The sequence below is a fragment of the Streptomyces sp. ActVer genome (genome assembly GCF_027270795.1).
GTDB lineage: Bacteria > Actinomycetota > Actinomycetes > Streptomycetales > Streptomycetaceae > Streptomyces > Streptomyces umbrinus_A.
The window spans coordinates 1-17,779 of the sequence record NZ_JAPWHT010000197.1; the positions used below are offsets into that span (position 1 = coordinate 1).

Genomic DNA, 17,779 nt, shown 5'->3' on the forward strand with positions numbered 1-17,779 from the left:
GTGTCCCGCTTCGTGTAATTGCTTCCCACCTGGTGCTACTTCCTCTGGAACCTCACGTCCCAGTCTCCAGGTGTCCATGATCAAGGGGAAGCTTCAGAGCGTTGTGGCCAACCGAACCGCAGCTCTTCGAGCTGCGGTTCGGTTGGCCACAACGCTCTCAGTCCCTGGCCGGACCGCGCGGTTGCTCGCAGGACGCTTGCGCCCGAGGCGCGCCACAGCGCCGACCCCGTCCGGCTGATGGACCTCTTCGGCCTGTCCAACGTCTCCGCCACCCGCTACGTCCTGTCGGCACACCCGGACAGGAACAACGGCCCCATCGCCCCGTAGGCGGGGGGAGGCAAATATGGCACGCGATCAGCGGGTGGACCTGAGGCTGGGAAAGGCTGACTGACGAGCACACCTCCAGCATCCGGCGGAGGGTCACGCGGAGCGAGGCCCCACCCTCCGCTCCTGCATCGCATCACGGCGATGGCGCCCCAGTCGTCAGTGCGACGTCGTCCCGTCGGCCAGGGTGATCCATTCCAGCGCCCAGCCATTCAGTTGCAACAGCACATCGCCTAGCGCGCGGCCCTTGTCGGTCAGCGCGTACTCGACGCGCACGGGATGTTCGTTATAGATCGCTCGATCGATCAATCCTGCACTCTCGAGTTCCTTCAAACGCTGCGACAAGGTGCTCTCGGTCAGTGAGGGGATGGCCGACGCCACCGCGTTGAACCTCATCGGACCCGGCACCAGCGCGCGAAGCACATGCCCGGCCCATCGCTTGCTCAGTGTCTCCATCGCGGCACCGAAGTACGGACAGTACGGGGCGACTTCGTCAGTCACAGCCACTCCTTCCGCAAAACCTGGCTGACACCAAGGTAGCAGCTCACTAGTAACTTGTTTAATCCTGGTAACTAGTGTTTTCATAGCAGAGGTGCTTGCGCCTCCATCCGACCCGACGAAAGCGAGCCCTCGCATGGCGAGTCCCCCTCCTGCTCCGATACCGCCGTCCGTCTGGCTCAAGTTGCTGACCACCGGCAGGTTCGTCGTCGCCAGCCACCTGGCAACTCCCGGCGCCATCGCACAGGTCTTCGGGATGGAGATGCGAGGGAGCCCCGCCGTCGCGTACGGGCGGATGTTCGCGATCCGCAATGCCGCTCTCGGTCTGGGACTGCTACGGCTCGACACGGTCACCAATCCCCGGGCGTACCTGAAGCTGAACGTCGTAGTGGATGCGGTCGACGCCGTCGCCTTGGTCGCTTCGGGAATCCGACGGGACATTGCCCCACGCACCAGCGTCCTCGCGGCAGCGGTAGCCATGTCAGCCGTTGTTGCCGGTGTCGGCGCACTCCGCGCCCAGCCCGAGCCGTAACTACTAAAAGAAGGCAGATGCCAATATGAATGAAGTATCAAGGCAGGGGCTCGTTGCCGTCGCCGGCGCGACAGGACGGGTCGGCCGCGTGATCGTCGAGGGACTTTCCAATGCAGGAACCGCTGTACGTTCACTGAGCCGGACACCGTCAGACCTGGACACCGCCCGTGCCCGGACCACGAGTCGCCAAATCGATTACGCGGACGCCGACTCGATAGCGTCCGCTGTTGACGGCGCAAGCGTCCTGGTCATCACCTTGGGCAGTTCCGATGACCAAGCTCATCAGGAGATAGCGCTGATCGACGCAGCCGCCCACGCCGGAGTCGAGCATGTGGTGAAGGTGAGTTCGTGGACCTGGCCTTCCCGCATGCACCCAATCGACTGGCACTTGCAGGTAGAGGACCACCTCGGCAAGGTCGACATCGGCTACAGCCTGCTGCGACCCATGACCTTCAGTGCGGTCATCGGCGCCCAGGCGGAGCTCATCAAGAACAACCTGTGGGGCGGAGCTGCTGGAACTGTGCCCGCGAACCTCATTGATGTGCGCGATGTCGCAGATGTGGCAACCCGTCTGATCCTGAGCGGCGAAGCGAGTGGCTCGGTCCGCAGGCCCTACCACCTCACCGGGCCTGGCGGGCTGAGCATGGATGCCATCGCGGAGCACCTTTCGCTGGCGATCGGGCGCACGGTGAAGTACACGCACCGAACTCCCGACGAGCAGCGAGCGTTGCTGCTGTCACTCGGACTGCCCGACATGATCGTCGGAATCCTTCTCGGCATCGACGTCGAGGCCTTTGCGTCGGGCGCCAGCACCGAAACGACCTCGACCGTCGAGGCCGTGCTTGGGCGGCCCCCCCGCTCCGTTCCTGACTGGATCACGGAAAACGCAGAACTTTTCCGGTAGCCAGTAGGGCTTGGTCATCTTCACTCGTGAGTGGGGGTCCGTTTGCTCGTGGGTGTCGTTGAGCTGGTGTGACACCTGAGGAGATGGCCGAAGTCCGGCACTCGGGGCGGAGTCTCCGCGTCCGTTGCCGCAGGCCCTGAGCCTGAGCACAGGAACTCGATCGACGGCGCACTCCATCAGGGCGAGCTGGTGGCCGACAGGGGACCTGGCATGCGCCAAGCAGCCGTGACTCAGCCTCGCGGTCCTGCGCCATGCAGCAGGGTGTCGATGACGAGCGCGGCCAGCGTGTCCGGGTCCTGCGCTGCTGGATCCTGATCGGCGCCGGGCCTGTTGAGGGCTTCGTTGAGGAGGGCGTAGTACACCTGCCGTGTCCACTCCAGGTCCGCGTCCGGAGCGAGCAGTCCCTCTCCCCGTGCACGGGTCAGGAGTTTCACGGTGTGTGCGTCGATCTCGGCCCAGAGGGCGACCGCGGCGGCGGGGGTGTGGGCCGTGGCGTGGCTGAGGGTGAAGCGCCAGGTGTTCTTGACCCGCAGTACGTTCGCGGTCACCCGGTACAGCGCCACGAGCGCGGGGGCGGAGTCGGGCCGGGCTTCCTCGATCGCGTCGATGATCTGCTGCTTCGCGGACACGGCGAGCGCCTCCAGCAGCGCCTGCCGGTTCGCGAACCGGCGGTGCACCGTGATCCTCGTCAGCCCCGCCGCTTCGGCGATCTGCTCCATGGAGGCGCCGGCGTCCTGGGCGAGGACCCGCTCGGCCGCCTCCAGGATCGCGCGCACACTGCGCTCGGCATCTGCCCGCAGTGCTCGGCCCATGTCTGTCTCCTGTCTGGTTCGCTACCCGGCTCCCTTGTAGATGATACGTGAACGCTACGAGTGCCTCATTAATTGATGCTCCAATGTTGCACCTCTAGATATATTCGATACGCTAGTGACACGGATAAGGGATCGCTCCGCACCACTGGGCCTTTGCCAACCTGGCTGACGGTGGCGTGAGTTGGTGTGGGGGCCGCGTGCGGGAAGAGGTGAAGCTCCTGGTAGATGGGTTGTCGACCAAGAGCAACCGGTCCGCCCGGAGCTTCATGTGCCTGCCTATCCGGGGCTGGATCTGTCCAGCTCGACCCTTCGGTTCCTGTCCCGCCTGCCGGCTGCCCGGCGGTGTGAGCTCAGTACCCGATGGCGTCGGCTCCCGGCGGACCGGCAGGCTCGGCCGGTGCTGGCCCACCTGCGGTGCGGACACACCCGGCTCGCGGCCGGTTTCGGCATCGGAACCAGTACAAACGAAAACTCTTCGACAGTATGGAGATAAGCGACATGCCACTTAAAGGCGAGTATGAGCCGAGCGCGATGCAACCGGTACGTGACCAGGTGGAGCTGTACGAAAGCTCTGGTGGTACGGAAGGGTTGACGCTGAACGAGCTGATGGGTCCGGAGGCGGGGCGGGACCTGCCTGTCGTCATCCTGACCACCGTGGGCGCGAAGAGCGGCAAGATCCGCAAGTCCCCGGTCATGCGGGTGGAGCACGACGGCTCCTACGTCGCCGTCGCCTCCATGGGAGGAGCCCCCAAGCATCCGGTCTGGTACCACAACGTGGTGGCCGACCCCCGGGTGGAGCTTCAGGACGGCCCGGTGCGCCAGGACATGGTGGCACGCGAGGTGACCGGGGACGAGAAGACCGTCTGGTGGGCTCGCGCCGTCGAGGCGTTCCCGGACTATGCCGACTACCAGAAGAAGACGGACCGGGAGATCCCGGTCTTTGTTGTGGAGCCGGCTGCCCAGGAGCACTGACGCGGCACAGCTGGTTCAGATCCGAAGAGGGGCCATGGCGCTCACCAACAGAGCGCCTCGTGGCGCACATCGCCCGCTCGATGACCCAACGGCGTCGCCCTCAGCGTTCGCTGGACTCGACGCCCTTGCGGGCGATGCGCGCCCGATCCGCTTGCCGCGCAGCCAGACCCCTGCCCCCAACCTCGCCCGGAAACGGACATCAACTCACGCACCGCCCTCTCAGTGGTTCGTCGGACAGGCTGCGCACGCCTGACACCACCCACTGATGCCATCCGAGAGGAATCCCTTGAGCAGCATGGCCGACTCCGACAGCGCGACTGCGCCCACCGGCCCCACCGAGAACTCCATGCGTCGCGCTCTCAAACGTGCCCGGGACGGCGTCGCCCTCGACGTCTCTGAGGCCGCGGTGCTGCTCCAGGCCCGCGGCCCGGCCCTGGACGACCTCACCGCGTCCGCCGCCCGGGTCAGGGACGCGGGCCTCACACAGGCGGGCCGTCCCGGTGTCATCACGTACTCGAAGAGCGTCTTCATCCCCCTCACCCGGCTGTGCCGGGACAAGTGCCACTACTGCACCTTCGTGACCGTGCCCGGCAAGCTCCGCCGGGCCGGCCACGGCATGTTCATGTCCCCCGACGAGGTCCTGGACGTGGCCCGCAAGGGCGCCGCGCTCGGCTGCAAGGAAGCCCTGATCACCCTCGGTGACAAGCCCGAGGACCGCTGGCCGGAGGCCAGGGAGTGGCTGGACGCCCATGGCTACGACGACACCATCGCCTATGTCCGGGCCATCTCCATCCGCATCCTGGAGGAGACGGGCCTGCTGCCCCACCTCAACCCGGGCGTGCTGTCCTGGACCGACTTCCAGCGGCTGAAGCCCGTCGCGCCGAGCATGGGGATGATGCTGGAGACGACCGCCGAGCGGCTCTGGTCCGAGCCCGGCGGACCGCACCACGGCTCCCCGGACAAGGAACCCGCCGTACGGCTGCGGGTGCTGGAGGACGCCGGGCGTTCGTCGGTGCCTTTCACGAGCGGCATCCTCATCGGGATCGGGGAGACGTACGAGGAGCGCGCCGAGTCCCTCTTCGGGCTCCGGCGCACGGCACGGGCGTATCACAGCGTCCAGGAGCTGATCATCCAGAACTTCCGCGCCAAGCCGGACACCGCGATGGGCGGCATGCCGGACGCGGAGCTGGACGAACTGGTCGCCGCCGTCGCCGTCGCCCGTCTCATCATGGGCCCGGCCGCCAACATCCAGGCACCGCCGAACCTCGTCGACAGCGAGTACGAGCGCCTGATCGGGGCGGGGATCGACGACTGGGGCGGGGTCAGCCCGCTCACCATCGACCATGTGAACCCCGAGCGCCCGTGGCCGCAGATCGAGGAGCTCACGGAACGCTCGCGCGCCGCCGGCTTCGAGCTGCGGGAACGTCTCTGCGTGTACCCCGAGTTCGTGCAGCGCGGCGAGCCCTGGCTGGACCCGCGGCTGCGGCCGCACGTGGCGGCGCTGGCGAACCCGGAGACGGGCCTCGCACGCCCCGACGCCCTCCCGCAGGGGCTGCCCTGGCAGGAACCTGAGGAGGTCTTCGTCCCGTCCGGCCGTACGGATCTGCACGCCACGATCGACACCGAGGGCCGTACGTCCGACCGCCGCGACGACTTCGACGAGGTCTACGGCGACTGGGGCGCCCTGCGCGAGGCGGCCGCCCCCGGCATGGTGCCCGAGCGCATCGACACGGACGTACGGGACGCGCTGCGTACAGCCGCAGACGACCCCACGAAGCTGACCGACGCGGAGGCCCTCGCGCTGCTGTACGCCGACGGGCCTGCCCTGGACGCGCTGACCGGGATCGCCGACGACGTCCGCAAGTCGGTGGTCGGCAACGACGTGACGTACATCGTCACGCGGAACATCAACTTCACCAACGTCTGCTACACGGGCTGCCGTTTCTGCGCCTTCGCCCAGCGGCGCACGGACGCCGACTCCTACACCCTGTCCCTGGACCAGGTGGCCGACCGGGCCCAGCAGGCCTGGGAGGTCGGCGCGGTGGAGGTCTGCATGCAGGGCGGAATCCACCCGGACCTGCCGGGGACGGCGTACTTCGACATCGCCCGCGCGGTGAAGGAGCGGGTGCCCGGCATGCACGTCCACGCCTTCTCCCCGATGGAGGTCGTCAACGGTGCGACCCGCACCGGCATGTCCATCCGCGAGTGGCTGACGACGGCCAAGGAGGCCGGCCTCGGCTCCATCCCCGGCACGGCCGCCGAGATCCTCGACGACGAGGTCCGCTGGGTGCTGACCAAGGGCAAGCTGCCGACGGCGACCTGGATCGAGGTGATCGAGGCCGCGCACGAGGTCGGCATCAGGTCCTCCTCGACGATGATGTACGGCCATGTGGACCAGCCACGCCACTGGCTGGGCCACCTGCGCACGCTGGCCGGAATCCAGCAACGCACCGGCGGCTTCACGGAGTTCGTGACGCTCCCCTTCATCCACACCAACGCCCCGGTGTACCTGGCCGGCATCGCCCGCCCCGGCCCGTCCATGCGGGACAACAGGGCGGTGACGGCGATGGCCCGCCTGCTGCTCCACCCCTGGATCCCGAACATCCAGACCAGCTGGGTCAAGCTGGGTACGGAGGGCGCGGCGGAGATGCTCCGCTCAGGGGCGAACGATCTCGGCGGCACGCTGATGGAGGAGACGATCTCGCGGATGGCGGGTTCGTCGTACGGCTCGTACAAGTCGGTCCGCGACCTGGTGGCCGTGGCCGAGGCGGCCGACCGCCCAGCGAAACCCCGCACCACGCTCTACGGCGAGGTACCTCAGGAACGGCAGCGAGCGGCGGAGGCCTCCGACGGCCATTTGCCGGAGCTGCTGCCGTTGACGGACGCCACCTCGGACCCTGTGACGCCCAGTGCCCCGCAGACGGAGTGAACGCCATGGCTGTCAACTGGACGATTGTGCTGCCGGTCAAGCCCTTTCACCGAGCCAAGAGCCGCCTGGCCGCCTGGCCCGGAACATCACGCGAGAAGCTCGCGCACGCCTTCTTCCGAGACACCCTGGAAGCCGTGCTCGGCACCGCCGACGTCGCTCACGTCATCGTCGTGACTGGCGATCGGGAAGCGGGCGCCGAGGCACGCTCCCAAGGAGCCACGGTCGTCCACGACCCGTCATACGGACTCAACGCAGCGATCCGTATGGCGGCCTCCTACGCGGACACGCTGGCCGGGAGGCGTCCCATCGCTGTTCTTACCGCCGATCTGCCGGCCTTGCGGAGCACCGAGCTGAACGACGTTCTGGCATCGGCGGCCACCCACGACCAGGCGTTCCTCGCGGATCACAGGGGAGAGGGCACCACTCTGCTCTCGGCAAGCCGCCCGCGATGGCTGAACCCCGCCTTTGAGCAAGGCTCCCGCCGCCGTCACCGACGCGGCGGGGCAGTCGAGATCACCGACCTGCAGGCGCCCAGCGTCCGTCTTGACGTCGACACTCTCGACGATCTCCGGCTCGCCCACCGACTCGGTGTCGGCCGATACACCCGCGCCGTCTTCGAGTCGGCCGTCCAGCTTCCCTCGATGCCCCACCGCTAGACCCACCCGGAAAGGAATACGAACCGTGAGCTCCACCGACACCCCGATCACCGCACCCCAGCAGGTACGAGCAGGCTCCGAGACCCTCGACATCGCCCAGCAGACCGTCGGCATCATCGGAGGTACCGGGCCTCAGGGCCGTGGCCTCGCCTACCGCCTCGCCCGCACCGGACAACCGGTCGCCATCGGCTCCCGGCTACCCGAGCGCGCCCGAGGTACGGCCTCCGAACTCGGTTTCAACGTCACCGGGCACTCCAACCGCGAGGTCGCGCGGCACAGCGACATCGTGATCGTCACCGTGCCCTGGGAGGGACACGCGGCCACCCTCAAGGAACTGCGCGAGGACCTGGCGGGCAAACTCGTCATCGACTCCGTCAACCCTCTCGGCTTCGACTCCAGGGGGCCCACGCCCTCCGCCCCGACGAGGGCAACGCTGCCGAGCAGGCCGCCGCTCTCCTACCGGAAGCCCGGCTCACGGCCGCGTTCCACCACCTGTCAGCCACATTGCTGACCGACCCCGGAATCGAGTCGATCGAGACCGATGTCCTGGTCCTCGGGGATGACCGCGCCGACACAGACACCGTGCAGGCACTCATCGACCGCATCCCCGGCATGCGTGGCATCTACGCCGGCAGACTGCGCAACGCCCACCAGGTCGAGGCCCTCGTGGCCAATCTCATCTCGGTGAACCGCCGCTACAAGGCGCACGCCGGGATCCGTATCACGGACCTGTGACATCTGCCGGATCGTAGGCAGCCGCGCGCCGCTCCGCCCGCGGTAGGGCGTCGAGGAGCGCAACGGCGTAAGGCTTGGCCTTCTGTCGTCCTGTGCTCAGGGCAGTGGCCTGCTGGTGGGCGAGCACGGAAGCGACCCACTGGAGAGGTTCGTCTACTGGCGGCGCCGCTCGCTGGGCTGTTAGTACTTCAGTGGGCTTCACCATTCCGGCTGGTCAGTTCGCCGTTGACGGCGCATCAGCCGCCGACACCGGATGCTCGAGAATGCCCGCGAAGTCGCTGAACCCGTCGCACAACCCCGCCTATGCCCCGAGAGGACCAACAGGTTCACGCTCGATCCCCTCCAGGAATTCGGGAACCTGTCGGTTTCCGGTTTCCGGTTTCCGGTTAGCGGTTAGCGGTTAGCGGTTAGCGGTTAGCGCATGGTGTGCCCGCAGATCCGAGATGGCCACCTCATCGCCGTCCGACCTCAGCTCGATCTGGCGCACCCGCAAGTGCGCCGCAACTGGTCGATCCGCTTGCCCAGGGCATGCGCCGTCCGCGTCAGCCCGACCCCGAAACGCTCACAACAGCCTTGCGCGTCAACGCCGGCTCAGGGATGCCCTGGGCCCACTCGGCGTCGTGGCGCCAAGGCCTGCCGAGCCCGATCCGTCGATCGACGACACGAGGAAGTGCCACGTGCGTGAGACTGAGCAGCGGTGCCCTCGGTCTGAGACAGCCGAAGGAACGGCTGGTCGGCGAGCAGGTCCTGTGCCACAAGAGGCGAGACCCTACAGACGCGGGGCACGACACGGAGTTGGTGGAGACGCTCTCGCGCTACTTCGACTGCGGAGGCAACTACGACGATGCGGCCGCCGCGCTGACGGTCCACCGCAGCACCCTGCGCTACCGGCTGCAGCGCATCCGTGAGATCAGCGACCGCGATTTGGCGGATGTGGACACCCGGCTCAATCTGCAGGTGGCAACGCGCGTCTGGAAGATCATCCTGGGTGGGCGGCGCTGACCGCGGATAGAGAGTCGGCGCAGGTGGTCGGTTCGGCAGTCGAACAGGCCGTCTTTCACCTCGCCGGACACATCAAACTAGGGCGTGTCTGGAACTGGGTTCCGTGTCTCGCCTCGTGTCGTGATGATCTCGGTGTGGGGCGAGGGGATCTTTCAGATGACGCGACCACGTCAAGGTGTACGTCCAGTTCCGCGCGCCGCTGGACTGGCGCACGGACCTTGCCCTGGACGACGTCGAGGCCGTGCGATCGAGCCTGCCGGCTCTGTTCGACGGCTGGGCCGCTCCCGTCCTCGACCTCCTCCGCCACGGCACCGTGTTCGTCCACCGCCCCCTCTACGTCCTGCCCGTGTCCCACACCTGGACCCACGTCCGCGGGGTGACGCTACTGGGCGACGCCGCCCATCTGATGCCCCCCTTGGGGGGCGGGTGCGAACCTCGCGATGCTGGAAGGCGCCGAACTCGCCGAGTCCATCGCCGCCGCCCCCGGTCCTGGACATCTGGACGAGGCCGTCAGCGCCTTCGAGGAGCAGATGTGGGCACGGGCCGGCAGATGGGCGAAGTTCACGACGGCCGGTCTGGAACGCCTTGTGAGCCCGGACCCCGCCGAAGCCCTTGCCCTCTTCGGTCATGTCCAGCAATCCTGACTGCCTGTCAAGCGCGAGAGCCCCAGCATCAACCAACAGCTCGCCACGGCTTCACGGGACAGTGCGGCACTGCCGCGGCCCCTTCCGGCAAACCCACCGCTGGACGAACGCACGGATGCCTGCACCGAGCGCAACCCTCAACCCGCTACCGCCACTGGTCCGATCCTCCCCGCGGGACGGTGAAGCAACTGGCTGCGCAGGCCGTCCCGGACCCGTTCACTTCACTCTGCAGACTCGGCGGGAAAGCGCAGACAGACAGGGAACGGACAGGCGGGTTGGATCCCGCCTCCCGCCACCCGCTTGCTACCACCCTGCTACCATGTTGGTGTGACTTCCGGGAAGAAGCAGACGCAGGTCCGGCTTGAAGAGGATGTGCTCGCGGCCGGCAAGGCTGCCGCGGCCGCCCGCCGGCTGGACTTCAACAAGTACGTGGAGCGGCTCATCATCGAGGACACCACCGGTGCCCGCGCCGCCGGTATGGCCGCGGCCCAGCGCCTCATCGACGAGCACGGCATGTTCCTCGACGAGCTGGAGCAGCAGCTCGACGCTCCGTACGCCGAGCCGCAGCCGGGCGCCGCCGCGTGATCCTGCACGTCGACGAATCCTGGATCTTCGAAGTGGCGGAACGGGCCGGCCACCGCGACCCGGCCGCCGACGACTACGGCGTCCCCATCGCCGCCGTCGCCCGCCACCGCGGCGAACTCCTCGGCACACCCGTCTACGACGGCGCCTACTCCCGCGCCGCCGCCCTGGTGCACACCCTGGGCCGATGCCGCTGGCTGGAGCGCTCCAACCTCACCGTCGCCTGCGCCGCCGCAGTCATGTATCTCGAGGCCAGCAACATCCCCGTCAACCCCACCCGCGAACAGCTCACCGCACTCGCCCACGAGCTGAACAACCCGCGCTGCACCGCCGCCCGGATCGCCTCCTTCCTGCGCACCTGGAAGCCCTGAGTCCGAACCGGATGGTGATCGCCTCAGATCGCCCGCAGCTTCTGGAGCCGGTGGAGAAGGGTGGCCCCCGGGTGCGCAGCGAGCCGCCCACCTGAGTTCGGTGGCCAAGGCGGCGCTATTCGGGGTCTGGCAGCAATCGCGGGGAGCCGTCGCAGTGGGTACCGGAGCTGTTCGATTCCTCCGTGAGCGCCGGGGTGTGCCTTCCCGGTTCGAGCCGTGCCCTCCCGCCGGCGCAGTTGTCCCTCGCGATCCCAGTAGCACTGGTGGATTCAGACCTGTCGCAGGATCTCCCTGTCGCAATATCCGCAGACGGGGTGTGGGCATCGGACGGCCGGGCCGCGGCGAGAAGTTTCTGCCCGCCCCCGCCGAACTCCTCGGCACGTTCACACAGCAACTTTCCCGATCTCGACTTTCCGGCCGTATCGTTTGGCCCAGTCGGGCTGGATCAGCGGCAGCAGTCAGTTGGGATCGGCCTTGGCGATCTCCTCCAGCGCAGCCCGCACACTCTCGCCCGCCACCCCCAGTCGGCTCAACCGCTGCCAGGACATGGGTGGCATCTACGCTGTCGGCCCCGCCCCTTGAGCAGCCCGGCCGCCACCAGGCGGTCTGATGAGGGGTCTGGGTGGACGTCTGGAGGCGCCTGTGGGTGTACGTCCTCGGATCTTCTTTCAGCAGGTGCCCGAGGTCAAGACAGCCAACAACCGCCTGCGCCTTGACGTACGCACTGCACCCGACGTGCACGGCGACGAGCGGATGGCCGCGCTCGAAGCGGAGTGCGAGCGCCTCGTCGGTCTCGTCGCCACCCGCTTGCGCCGCGACGAGCCGACGCCTCCTGCCGGCGCAAGCTACATCGTGATGGCTGACCCGAAGGGAATCGAGTTCTGCTTGGACTGAACGACGGGGAACTTCACCCCGGTGAGGTCTTCGGAGACGGCCCACAGCCGCTGCTGGACGGCTGCCTCATACGACTGTGGGCTGGAGGTGACCAGCCGGGGGTGGCCCATGACCTCGTTGCGTCCGCCGGGACCGTAGTACTGGCCGCCGAGCGCGGCGGGGTCGGTGGCGGCGCGCAGGGTCGGCAGCGCGCCCATCGTCGGCGTCTGGGTGATCAGCGGCGCGAGCCAGGTGAGCGGAAGCCGGAGGGCCGCGGGGGTGTTGCGGGCGAGCTCGGTGCTGGACATGCCGGGGTGTGCGGCCAACGCGACGGTGGTGCCGTGCGTGGAGAGTCGGCGCTGCAGCTCGTACGTGAACATCAGGTTGGCCAGCTTGGACTGACCATAGGCGCCGACCCGGCCGTACGACCGCTCCCACTGCAGGTCGTCGAAGTGGATCGCGGCCCGGATGCGGCGGCCGGTGCTGGTGACCGTCACCACGCGCGAGCCGGGCACCGGCAGCATCAGGTCCAGCAGCAGCCCGGTGAGCGCGAAGTGGCCGAGGTGGTTGGTGCCGAACTGCATCTCGAAGCCGTCCCGGGTGGTCTGCTTCGGGGTGTACATCACGCCGGCGTTGTTGATCAGCAGGTCGATTCGGTCGAGCCGGGACCGCAGCGCCGCCGCCGCCCTCCGGACGGAGTCGAGCGAGGTCAGGTCCAGCGCCTGCACGGTCACGTCGCCGGTCATGCGGGCCGCGGCCTGCTCGCCCTTCTCGACGTTGCGCACGGCGAGCACCACGGACGCCCCGCGCTCGGCGAGCGCCTTGGCGGTCTCGTACCCCAGTCCGGTGTTGGCCCCGGTCACCACGGCCACCCGCCCGCGCTGGTCCGGAATGTTCTCCGTCGTCCACTTCTCGCTCATGCCAGGCTCCCAATCAACTAACGTACCGAAGGTATCTTGTGTCGACGACGTTAAAGTACTTTCGGTATGTTGTCAACGTACCGAAGGTACCTAAGTTAGGCTGGTGATCGTGACTTTCCAGCGGGCGCGAACCGAAGAGCAGCGGGAGATCCGCCGACGGGCGATCCTCGACATGGCGTCGGCGATGCTCGACGAGATGCCCGTGGCTGCGGTCACTCTGAACGAGCTCAGCCGCCGGGTAGGCCTGGCGAAGCCGAACGTGCTGCGCTACTTCGAGTCTCGCGAGGCGGTGCTGCTGGAACTGCTGGACCAGTTCCTGCAGGAGTGGCTGACGGAACTGGCAGACGAGTTGGCCGCCGGCATCGACGAAGAGCTACCCATGGCCGAGCGGGCGGCAGCGGTGGCCGAGATCCTCAGCCGCTCACTCTCCGGCCGAGTGGTGCTGTGCGACCTCTTCGGCGCACAGGGCAGCGTCCTGGAACACAACGTCTCCGTCGAGGTCGTGGCACGCTACAAGCGCGCCTCCCTGGACCGCCTGACAACCATGACCGCCCTGATCCAGAAGTACCTGCCGGAGCTGGGCGAGAACGCGACACTGTTCAGCCTGCAAACCATGGTCATGGCCGGCGCGCTGTCGGCGTACAGCACACCCCCACCCAGCCTGCAGGCGGCCTACCAGGCCGAGCCCGACCTGGCCCGCTTCCACCTGGAGCTGAAGGACTCCCTGAAGCTGGCCCTGACCGCAGCCCTCCTGGGCGTGCTACCCCGCTGCTGACCTGCGTTGCACCGGACAGGCCAGAACCTCTGTACTTCTCGCGCTCGGACGGTGGAGGGGCCGGGGCGCCCAAGCTCGGGCCGCCGACTCTTCCTCGGGCCCGGCGGCTGAGCCGTCACGCCGGCGACGGCGGCAGCGCCCGGCGGACCTGGTCGACCGAGGTGTGCAGGGCCGCGGCGAGCGCGGCCGTTTCGGGCACGCTTACCCTGCTCGACGGCGGCGTAGAGACTGCGGCTGATGCCCAGCGCGGCAGTGACGTCGTCCTGGGGGCAGCCTCAGGTGCGCGCGGCGTGACGAGCGTGACCGGTGTTCCGGGTGCCAGCAGCTGCAGCACGTCGACGCCGAGCACGGCCGCCAGCTCCTGCACCGCCTTCGCCTGCGGCTTGGTGCGGGACCGCGACCACGACTTCGCCGGACGTCATGTCGCGGTGATCGGAACGGGTGCGAGCGTGGTTCAGTTCGTTCCCCACCTGGCCGAACAGGCCGAAAAGCTCTACGTGTTCCAGCTGACACCACACTGGGTGACGCCTCGCGGCGATGGGGAGATCCCTCCGCGTCGGCGCCGTCTCTACGGTCGGCTGCCCCTCGTACAGCGGCTGCGACGCTGGGCGACGTACTGGGAGTTCGAGACACTGGCCCGGGGGTTCCACGGAGACCCCAAGGTCGTCGAGTGCCACCGGCAGCGAGCACTGGACTTCCTCAAGGAGTCCGTATCCGATGAGACGATGAGGGCAGTGCCGACGCCCGACTGCGCCCCCGGGTGCAAGCGCCGGCTCGTTTCGGACGACTGGTTCCCCGCGCTTCAGCGCAGCAACGTCGAACTGGTCACGACCGGCCTGCGCGAGATCACGACGGGCGCGGTCGTCGCGGCGGACGGCTCACCGCGCCGGGGCGACACGATCGTCATGGGACGGCGCCGCCACCAAGCTCGGCATCGCGACCGCGGCGTTGCCGAACTTCTTCATGATGCTGGGCCCGAACACCGCACTCGGGCACAACTCGGTGGTGTTCATGATCGAGGCCCAGACCCGCTACATCGTCGGCGCCATCAAGCACGCGCGCGCGAAGGGGACAGGGGCTCTCGAACTGCGCCCGGAGGTTCAGGCGAGCGCCTACGGAAAGACTCAGCGGTCGATGAGGAAGACCGTCTGGGTGTCCGGCGGTTGCCGCAGCTGGTACCAGTCAGCGGACGGCCGCATCGACACGCTGTGGCCGGGTGCGACTGTCTCCTACGGGTGGCAGACGAAGCGATTCAAGCCCGGTGACTATCGGGTTGCGGAGGAGGAGACAGCGAGCGGGACGGTGTAGACGCTTACAGGCCGGGCCTGTTGACTATGGAACCCGCCCCACTGGGCAGGAGCGACGCCGTTCCGGCACGTCATGGATGCGGCTTGATCGGAAGGTTCCGTACGCAGATGCGACTTGTGCTCATCGGCCCTCCTGGCGCAGGCAAGGGCACCCAGGCGACGATCCTCCGCAAGGATTTCGGTATCCCTCACATCTCCACCGGCGATCTGTTCCGCGAACACGTCAGCCGTCGGACAGCACTGGGGCAGGACGCCCAGCGGTATCTCGACACGGGTGAACTGGTCCCCGATCACATCGCGGGCGAGATGATCCGCCGACGGCTGGCGGAATCGGACGCGCAGCGGGGCTTCCTCCTCGACGGCTTCCCACGAACCGTGCAACAAGCGGAGGAACTTGAGTCGATGCTCCCCGATGTGGAGGGCGGGATCGACGCTGTCCTGGAGTTCACCGCCCCCGAAGACGTCGTGGTGAGCAGGCTGTTGAGCCGCGGCCGCGCGGACGACACCGAGCAGGTCATCCGGAACCGGCAACAGGTTTACCGCAACCAGACCGCCCCGCTCCTCGCCTACTACGCCACCAGACTGCTGACGATCCATGCCGTCGGCTCCGCCGAGCAGATCGGCGAGCGGGTGCTGACGGCCTTGGAGGAACGGGGCCTCGTAGCGAGTCAGGGCGAGGGTGGTGCGCGGCCTTGACACGGGTTCACCCTTCACATGTCCCGGCAGGGATCGGCCTGCTCTGTGACCTGTGGCGCTGAGTTGGCAGGGGCTCGTGCAGGTCGGATCTCGTTGTTCCACATGCGAAACACGGTGCACTTGCCGCTCTTGTCGAACGTCACCGTCCAGAGGTTGGCGAAGGTGCCCAGCTCTTTGTAGCGGCCGGTACCTTCGATCGCTGCTGTGTCACCGTTGACGGTGAGGATGGACCAGTCGAAGTCCCAGCCGCCCTTCTGCCACGGTGCGCGGCTCTGCCAGCCCTTGATGATCGCGTCGCGGCCGATCCAGTCGGTCTCGTACGGCCACTCGTGGTACTCGGCCTGCGGCGTGAACAGGTCGGTGATGTCTTTCTTGCTGTTGGTGGTCCAGGCCTGTACGTAACTCTCCATCCAGGTGCGTACCTGGTCTTCCGTGACCATTGTGGTTGCCCTTCTGTGCCGGGAAGCGTCCGGCTCACCCTTGGGCGGTGGGGCGGACGACGAGTTCGTTGACGTCGACGTCGGCGGGCTGGGAGATGGCGTAGTGGACCGCTTCGCCGATCCCGGCGGCGGGGATGGCGATGCCCATCTGGCCGGTGACCGCGTCCTTGGTGTCCTGGTCGTTGATGGTGTCGGCCAGCTCACTTCGGGTCAGGCCGGGGCTGATCACGGTGACCCGGAGCTCGCGGCTCTCCTGGCGCAGGCCCTCCGACAGGGCGCGGACCGCGTGTTTGGTGGCGCTGTAGACGGCGGCGGTCGGGTCGACCCGCAGTCCTGACACGGAGGCGATGTTCACGATGTGTCCGGCGCCCTGGGTCCGCATGATCGGCAGGACGGCGGCGATGCCGTGCAGGACTCCGCGCAGGTTGACGTCGATCATGCGGTCCCACTCGTCGGTCCGGAGCGCGTCCATGCGGGACAGGGGCATCACTCCGGCGTTGTTGACCAGGACGTCGACGCGACCGTACCGCTCGTGGGCGGCCGCGACGAAGGACCGCACACTGAGCGGGTCGGTCACGTCCAGGCTGTGGGGGAGGGCGCTGCCGCCGACGGCTTCGATCTCCTTGGCGAGGGTGGCCAACCGCTCGGTTCGTCGGGCGCCGAGAACCACCGGGTGCCCGGCGGCTGCCAAGCGTCTGGCAGTGGCCTCGCCGATGCCGCTGCCGGCCCCGGTGATCAGCACTGTCTTAGGTACGTCCGTGGTGGACGGCTGCGTCATGATCGTTCCTTCGTGGAATCGACGGCCTCGACGTGGGCCGTTCGCTTTCGTCAGCATGTGCCTGATCCCGCGCAAGCGGCAGGAAGGGGCTTCCTGGGTGCCGCACTCAGAGCTGCAGCGGCTGATGGACGGCTTCCCGGCGGCCGTCGCCTATGTGGTCAACCGCCGTCTGGACGTTCTCGCATCGAATGGGCCGGCCGCCGCACTGCTTTCCCCGCTCACAGACCCGCGCCACATGGTCCGCTCCCTCTTCTGCGACCCCGCGGCACGCACGCTGTTCGCGGACCGCCGCGACCGGCATGTCCTCCAGCGCCGTCTCCCGCTATTTCCGCAGCAGGGACGACCTCATCGACGCCGTCGCGGACGAGGCCCTGGCCCTGATCCGGGACCTGTTCGACCGACTCCTGGAACGCCATCCCACCCCTTCGCCGTCCGAGGTGCTTGAGGCGATGGCGGCCGAGGCCCGCGACCGGGGCGAGGGACAGCCGTACGATCTGAGCCGCATCGCGATCCAGGTGTGTGGCGAGGCACTGCGCAGTCCGGAACTCGAGAGACGCACCCGGTCCTTCTACCTGAGCATGCGCGACAACCTTGTACCGCGACAGCCGCTCCTTCGTCGTCGTCGCACCCTTGTGACGGGCGTTCGGTCTCCGGCCGGCTGTCACCAACTTGTCGGTCTGCTCGGCGACATGGCCGAGCCCGTCGGATGATCGTCTTCTCGATGTCCTCGTACGTGCTGTTCCCGGAGGACTCCGAGGCCGTCGTCGATCGGGTGGGGAGCCGGGCGGTGGGGCTCGATGAGCGATGTCATCGAGGCCCACCGCCCGGCTCCCGGAGGGGTCTCAGGTAGGCCTTGTGGGGCGGTCGGTCACACGGTGAGTTCCTTGGTGATGCGGTCGAGCATGAAGGCCGAGGACTCGTGGGCGCGTTCCTCCCAGGCGAAGACGCAGGCGGTGGCGACTCCGTCGAAGTTGAGTTCGCGGAGTGTGCCGAAGAAGGCGTTCCAGTCGACCTCGCCCTGGTCGATGT

17 protein-coding genes and 7 pseudogenes are annotated in these 17,779 nt (G+C 67.8%); 17 read left to right on the forward strand and 7 right to left on the reverse strand.

All coding sequences use genetic code 11. The features are described 5' to 3' along the window. Positions 1-483: 483 nt before the first annotated feature. Positions 484-825 (reverse strand): helix-turn-helix domain-containing protein, encoded by a 342-nt coding sequence (locus O3Q52_RS28470; RefSeq protein ID WP_269651560.1) that lies wholly within the window; start codon positions 823-825, stop codon positions 484-486. 133 nt (positions 826-958) lie between these two features. Here O3Q52_RS28470 and O3Q52_RS28475 point away from each other — a divergent pair, with 133 nt between their 5' ends. Next, positions 959-1,354, forward strand: coding sequence for a hypothetical protein (locus tag O3Q52_RS28475; protein WP_269651561.1), 396 nt, complete (start codon positions 959-961; stop codon positions 1,352-1,354). Between the two features lie 25 nt (positions 1,355-1,379). After that, complete coding sequence (locus O3Q52_RS28480) at positions 1,380-2,258, forward strand: NAD(P)H-binding protein (protein ID WP_269651562.1); 879 nt, start codon at positions 1,380-1,382, stop codon at positions 2,256-2,258. 230 nt (positions 2,259-2,488) lie between these two features. On the opposite strand, the gene O3Q52_RS28485 is transcribed toward O3Q52_RS28480, so the two are convergent. Beyond that, positions 2,489-3,070, reverse strand: coding sequence for a TetR/AcrR family transcriptional regulator (locus O3Q52_RS28485; RefSeq protein WP_269651563.1), 582 nt, complete (start codon positions 3,068-3,070; stop codon positions 2,489-2,491). A 268-nt stretch (positions 3,071-3,338) separates the two neighbouring features. Between O3Q52_RS28485 and O3Q52_RS28490 the strand changes: the two are divergent. The 10 genes and pseudogenes from O3Q52_RS28490 to O3Q52_RS28535 form a co-directional block, all read left to right on the forward strand. Next, a pseudogene (locus O3Q52_RS28490) lies at positions 3,339-3,527 on the forward strand (IS5/IS1182 family transposase); the annotation flags it as partial. 41 nt (positions 3,528-3,568) lie between these two features. Beyond that, positions 3,569-4,042, forward strand: coding sequence for a nitroreductase family deazaflavin-dependent oxidoreductase (locus O3Q52_RS28495; RefSeq protein WP_269651564.1), 474 nt, complete (start codon positions 3,569-3,571; stop codon positions 4,040-4,042). 295 nt (positions 4,043-4,337) lie between these two features. Beyond that, positions 4,338-6,971: a bifunctional FO biosynthesis protein CofGH gene (locus O3Q52_RS28500; RefSeq protein WP_269651565.1), complete on the forward strand. Its 2,634-nt coding sequence runs from the start codon at positions 4,338-4,340 to the stop codon at positions 6,969-6,971. A 5-nt stretch (positions 6,972-6,976) separates the two neighbouring features. Next, positions 6,977-7,627, forward strand: a complete 651-nt coding sequence (gene cofC, locus O3Q52_RS28505; RefSeq protein ID WP_269651566.1) for a 2-phospho-L-lactate guanylyltransferase — start codon at positions 6,977-6,979, stop codon at positions 7,625-7,627. A 46-nt stretch (positions 7,628-7,673) separates the two neighbouring features. Further along, positions 7,674-8,362, forward strand: a pseudogene (npdG, locus tag O3Q52_RS28510) (NADPH-dependent F420 reductase). A gap of 783 nt (positions 8,363-9,145) precedes the next feature. Continuing rightward, positions 9,146-9,364, forward strand: a pseudogene (locus tag O3Q52_RS28515) (PucR family transcriptional regulator); the annotation flags it as partial. 166 nt (positions 9,365-9,530) lie between these two features. Next, positions 9,531-10,008: pseudogene (locus O3Q52_RS28520) on the forward strand (FAD-dependent oxidoreductase); the annotation flags it as partial. 327 nt (positions 10,009-10,335) lie between these two features. Beyond that, positions 10,336-10,593, forward strand: coding sequence for a hypothetical protein (locus O3Q52_RS28525; protein ID WP_269651567.1), 258 nt, complete (start codon positions 10,336-10,338; stop codon positions 10,591-10,593). Next, positions 10,590-10,961 carry a fic family toxin-antitoxin system, toxin component gene (locus O3Q52_RS28530; RefSeq protein ID WP_269651568.1) on the forward strand — a complete coding sequence of 124 codons (372 nt, stop codon included), beginning with the start codon at positions 10,590-10,592 and terminating at the stop codon, positions 10,959-10,961. Before O3Q52_RS28525 ends, O3Q52_RS28530 begins: the two co-directional genes overlap by 4 nt. A gap of 630 nt (positions 10,962-11,591) precedes the next feature. Continuing rightward, positions 11,592-11,855: pseudogene (locus O3Q52_RS28535) on the forward strand (VOC family protein); the annotation flags it as partial. Here the strand turns inward: O3Q52_RS28535 and O3Q52_RS28540 are convergent. After that, a complete protein-coding gene (locus O3Q52_RS28540) occupies positions 11,807-12,754 on the reverse strand; it encodes an SDR family NAD(P)-dependent oxidoreductase (RefSeq protein WP_269651569.1) in 948 nt (315 codons plus the stop codon). The pseudogene O3Q52_RS28535 and the gene O3Q52_RS28540 overlap by 49 nt on opposite strands. Positions 12,755-12,863: 109 nt before the next feature. On the opposite strand from O3Q52_RS28540, the gene O3Q52_RS28545 reads away from it, so the two are divergent. Further along, positions 12,864-13,529: a TetR/AcrR family transcriptional regulator gene (locus O3Q52_RS28545; RefSeq protein WP_269651570.1), complete on the forward strand. Its 666-nt coding sequence runs from the start codon at positions 12,864-12,866 to the stop codon at positions 13,527-13,529. A gap of 115 nt (positions 13,530-13,644) precedes the next feature. Here O3Q52_RS28545 and O3Q52_RS28550 read toward each other — a convergent pair whose 3' ends face one another. Continuing rightward, positions 13,645-13,896 carry a hypothetical protein gene (locus O3Q52_RS28550; protein WP_269651571.1) on the reverse strand — a complete coding sequence of 84 codons (252 nt, stop codon included), beginning with the start codon at positions 13,894-13,896 and terminating at the stop codon, positions 13,645-13,647. A gap of 581 nt (positions 13,897-14,477) precedes the next feature. On the opposite strand from O3Q52_RS28550, the gene O3Q52_RS28555 reads away from it, so the two are divergent. Further along, positions 14,478-14,837 carry a hypothetical protein gene (locus tag O3Q52_RS28555; protein WP_269651572.1) on the forward strand — a complete coding sequence of 120 codons (360 nt, stop codon included), beginning with the start codon at positions 14,478-14,480 and terminating at the stop codon, positions 14,835-14,837. Positions 14,838-14,944: 107 nt separating this feature from the next. Further along, entirely contained in the window at positions 14,945-15,532 is a 588-nt protein-coding gene (locus O3Q52_RS28560; protein ID WP_269651573.1) for an adenylate kinase, read from the forward strand. 14 nt (positions 15,533-15,546) lie between these two features. On the opposite strand, the gene O3Q52_RS28565 is transcribed toward O3Q52_RS28560, so the two are convergent. Together O3Q52_RS28565 and O3Q52_RS28570 are read right to left on the reverse strand one after the other, a co-directional pair. Next, the gene (locus O3Q52_RS28565; protein WP_269651574.1) at positions 15,547-15,972 is read right to left on the reverse strand and encodes a nuclear transport factor 2 family protein; all 426 of its coding nucleotides are present in this window, start codon (positions 15,970-15,972) and stop codon (positions 15,547-15,549) included. Between the two features lie 34 nt (positions 15,973-16,006). Beyond that, complete coding sequence (locus tag O3Q52_RS28570) at positions 16,007-16,750, reverse strand: SDR family oxidoreductase (protein ID WP_269651575.1); 744 nt, start codon at positions 16,748-16,750, stop codon at positions 16,007-16,009. Positions 16,751-16,874: 124 nt separating this feature from the next. On the opposite strand from O3Q52_RS28570, the pseudogene O3Q52_RS28575 reads away from it, so the two are divergent. Both O3Q52_RS28575 and O3Q52_RS28580 read left to right on the forward strand, forming a co-directional pair. Next, a pseudogene (locus tag O3Q52_RS28575) lies at positions 16,875-16,982 on the forward strand (transcriptional regulator); the annotation flags it as partial. 67 nt (positions 16,983-17,049) lie between these two features. After that, positions 17,050-17,460, forward strand: coding sequence for a TetR/AcrR family transcriptional regulator (locus O3Q52_RS28580; protein WP_269651576.1), 411 nt, complete (start codon positions 17,050-17,052; stop codon positions 17,458-17,460). A 158-nt stretch (positions 17,461-17,618) separates the two neighbouring features. On the opposite strand, the pseudogene O3Q52_RS28585 reads toward O3Q52_RS28580, so the two are convergent. Continuing rightward, positions 17,619-17,779 (reverse strand): annotated as a pseudogene (locus O3Q52_RS28585) (sugar phosphate isomerase/epimerase); the annotation flags it as partial.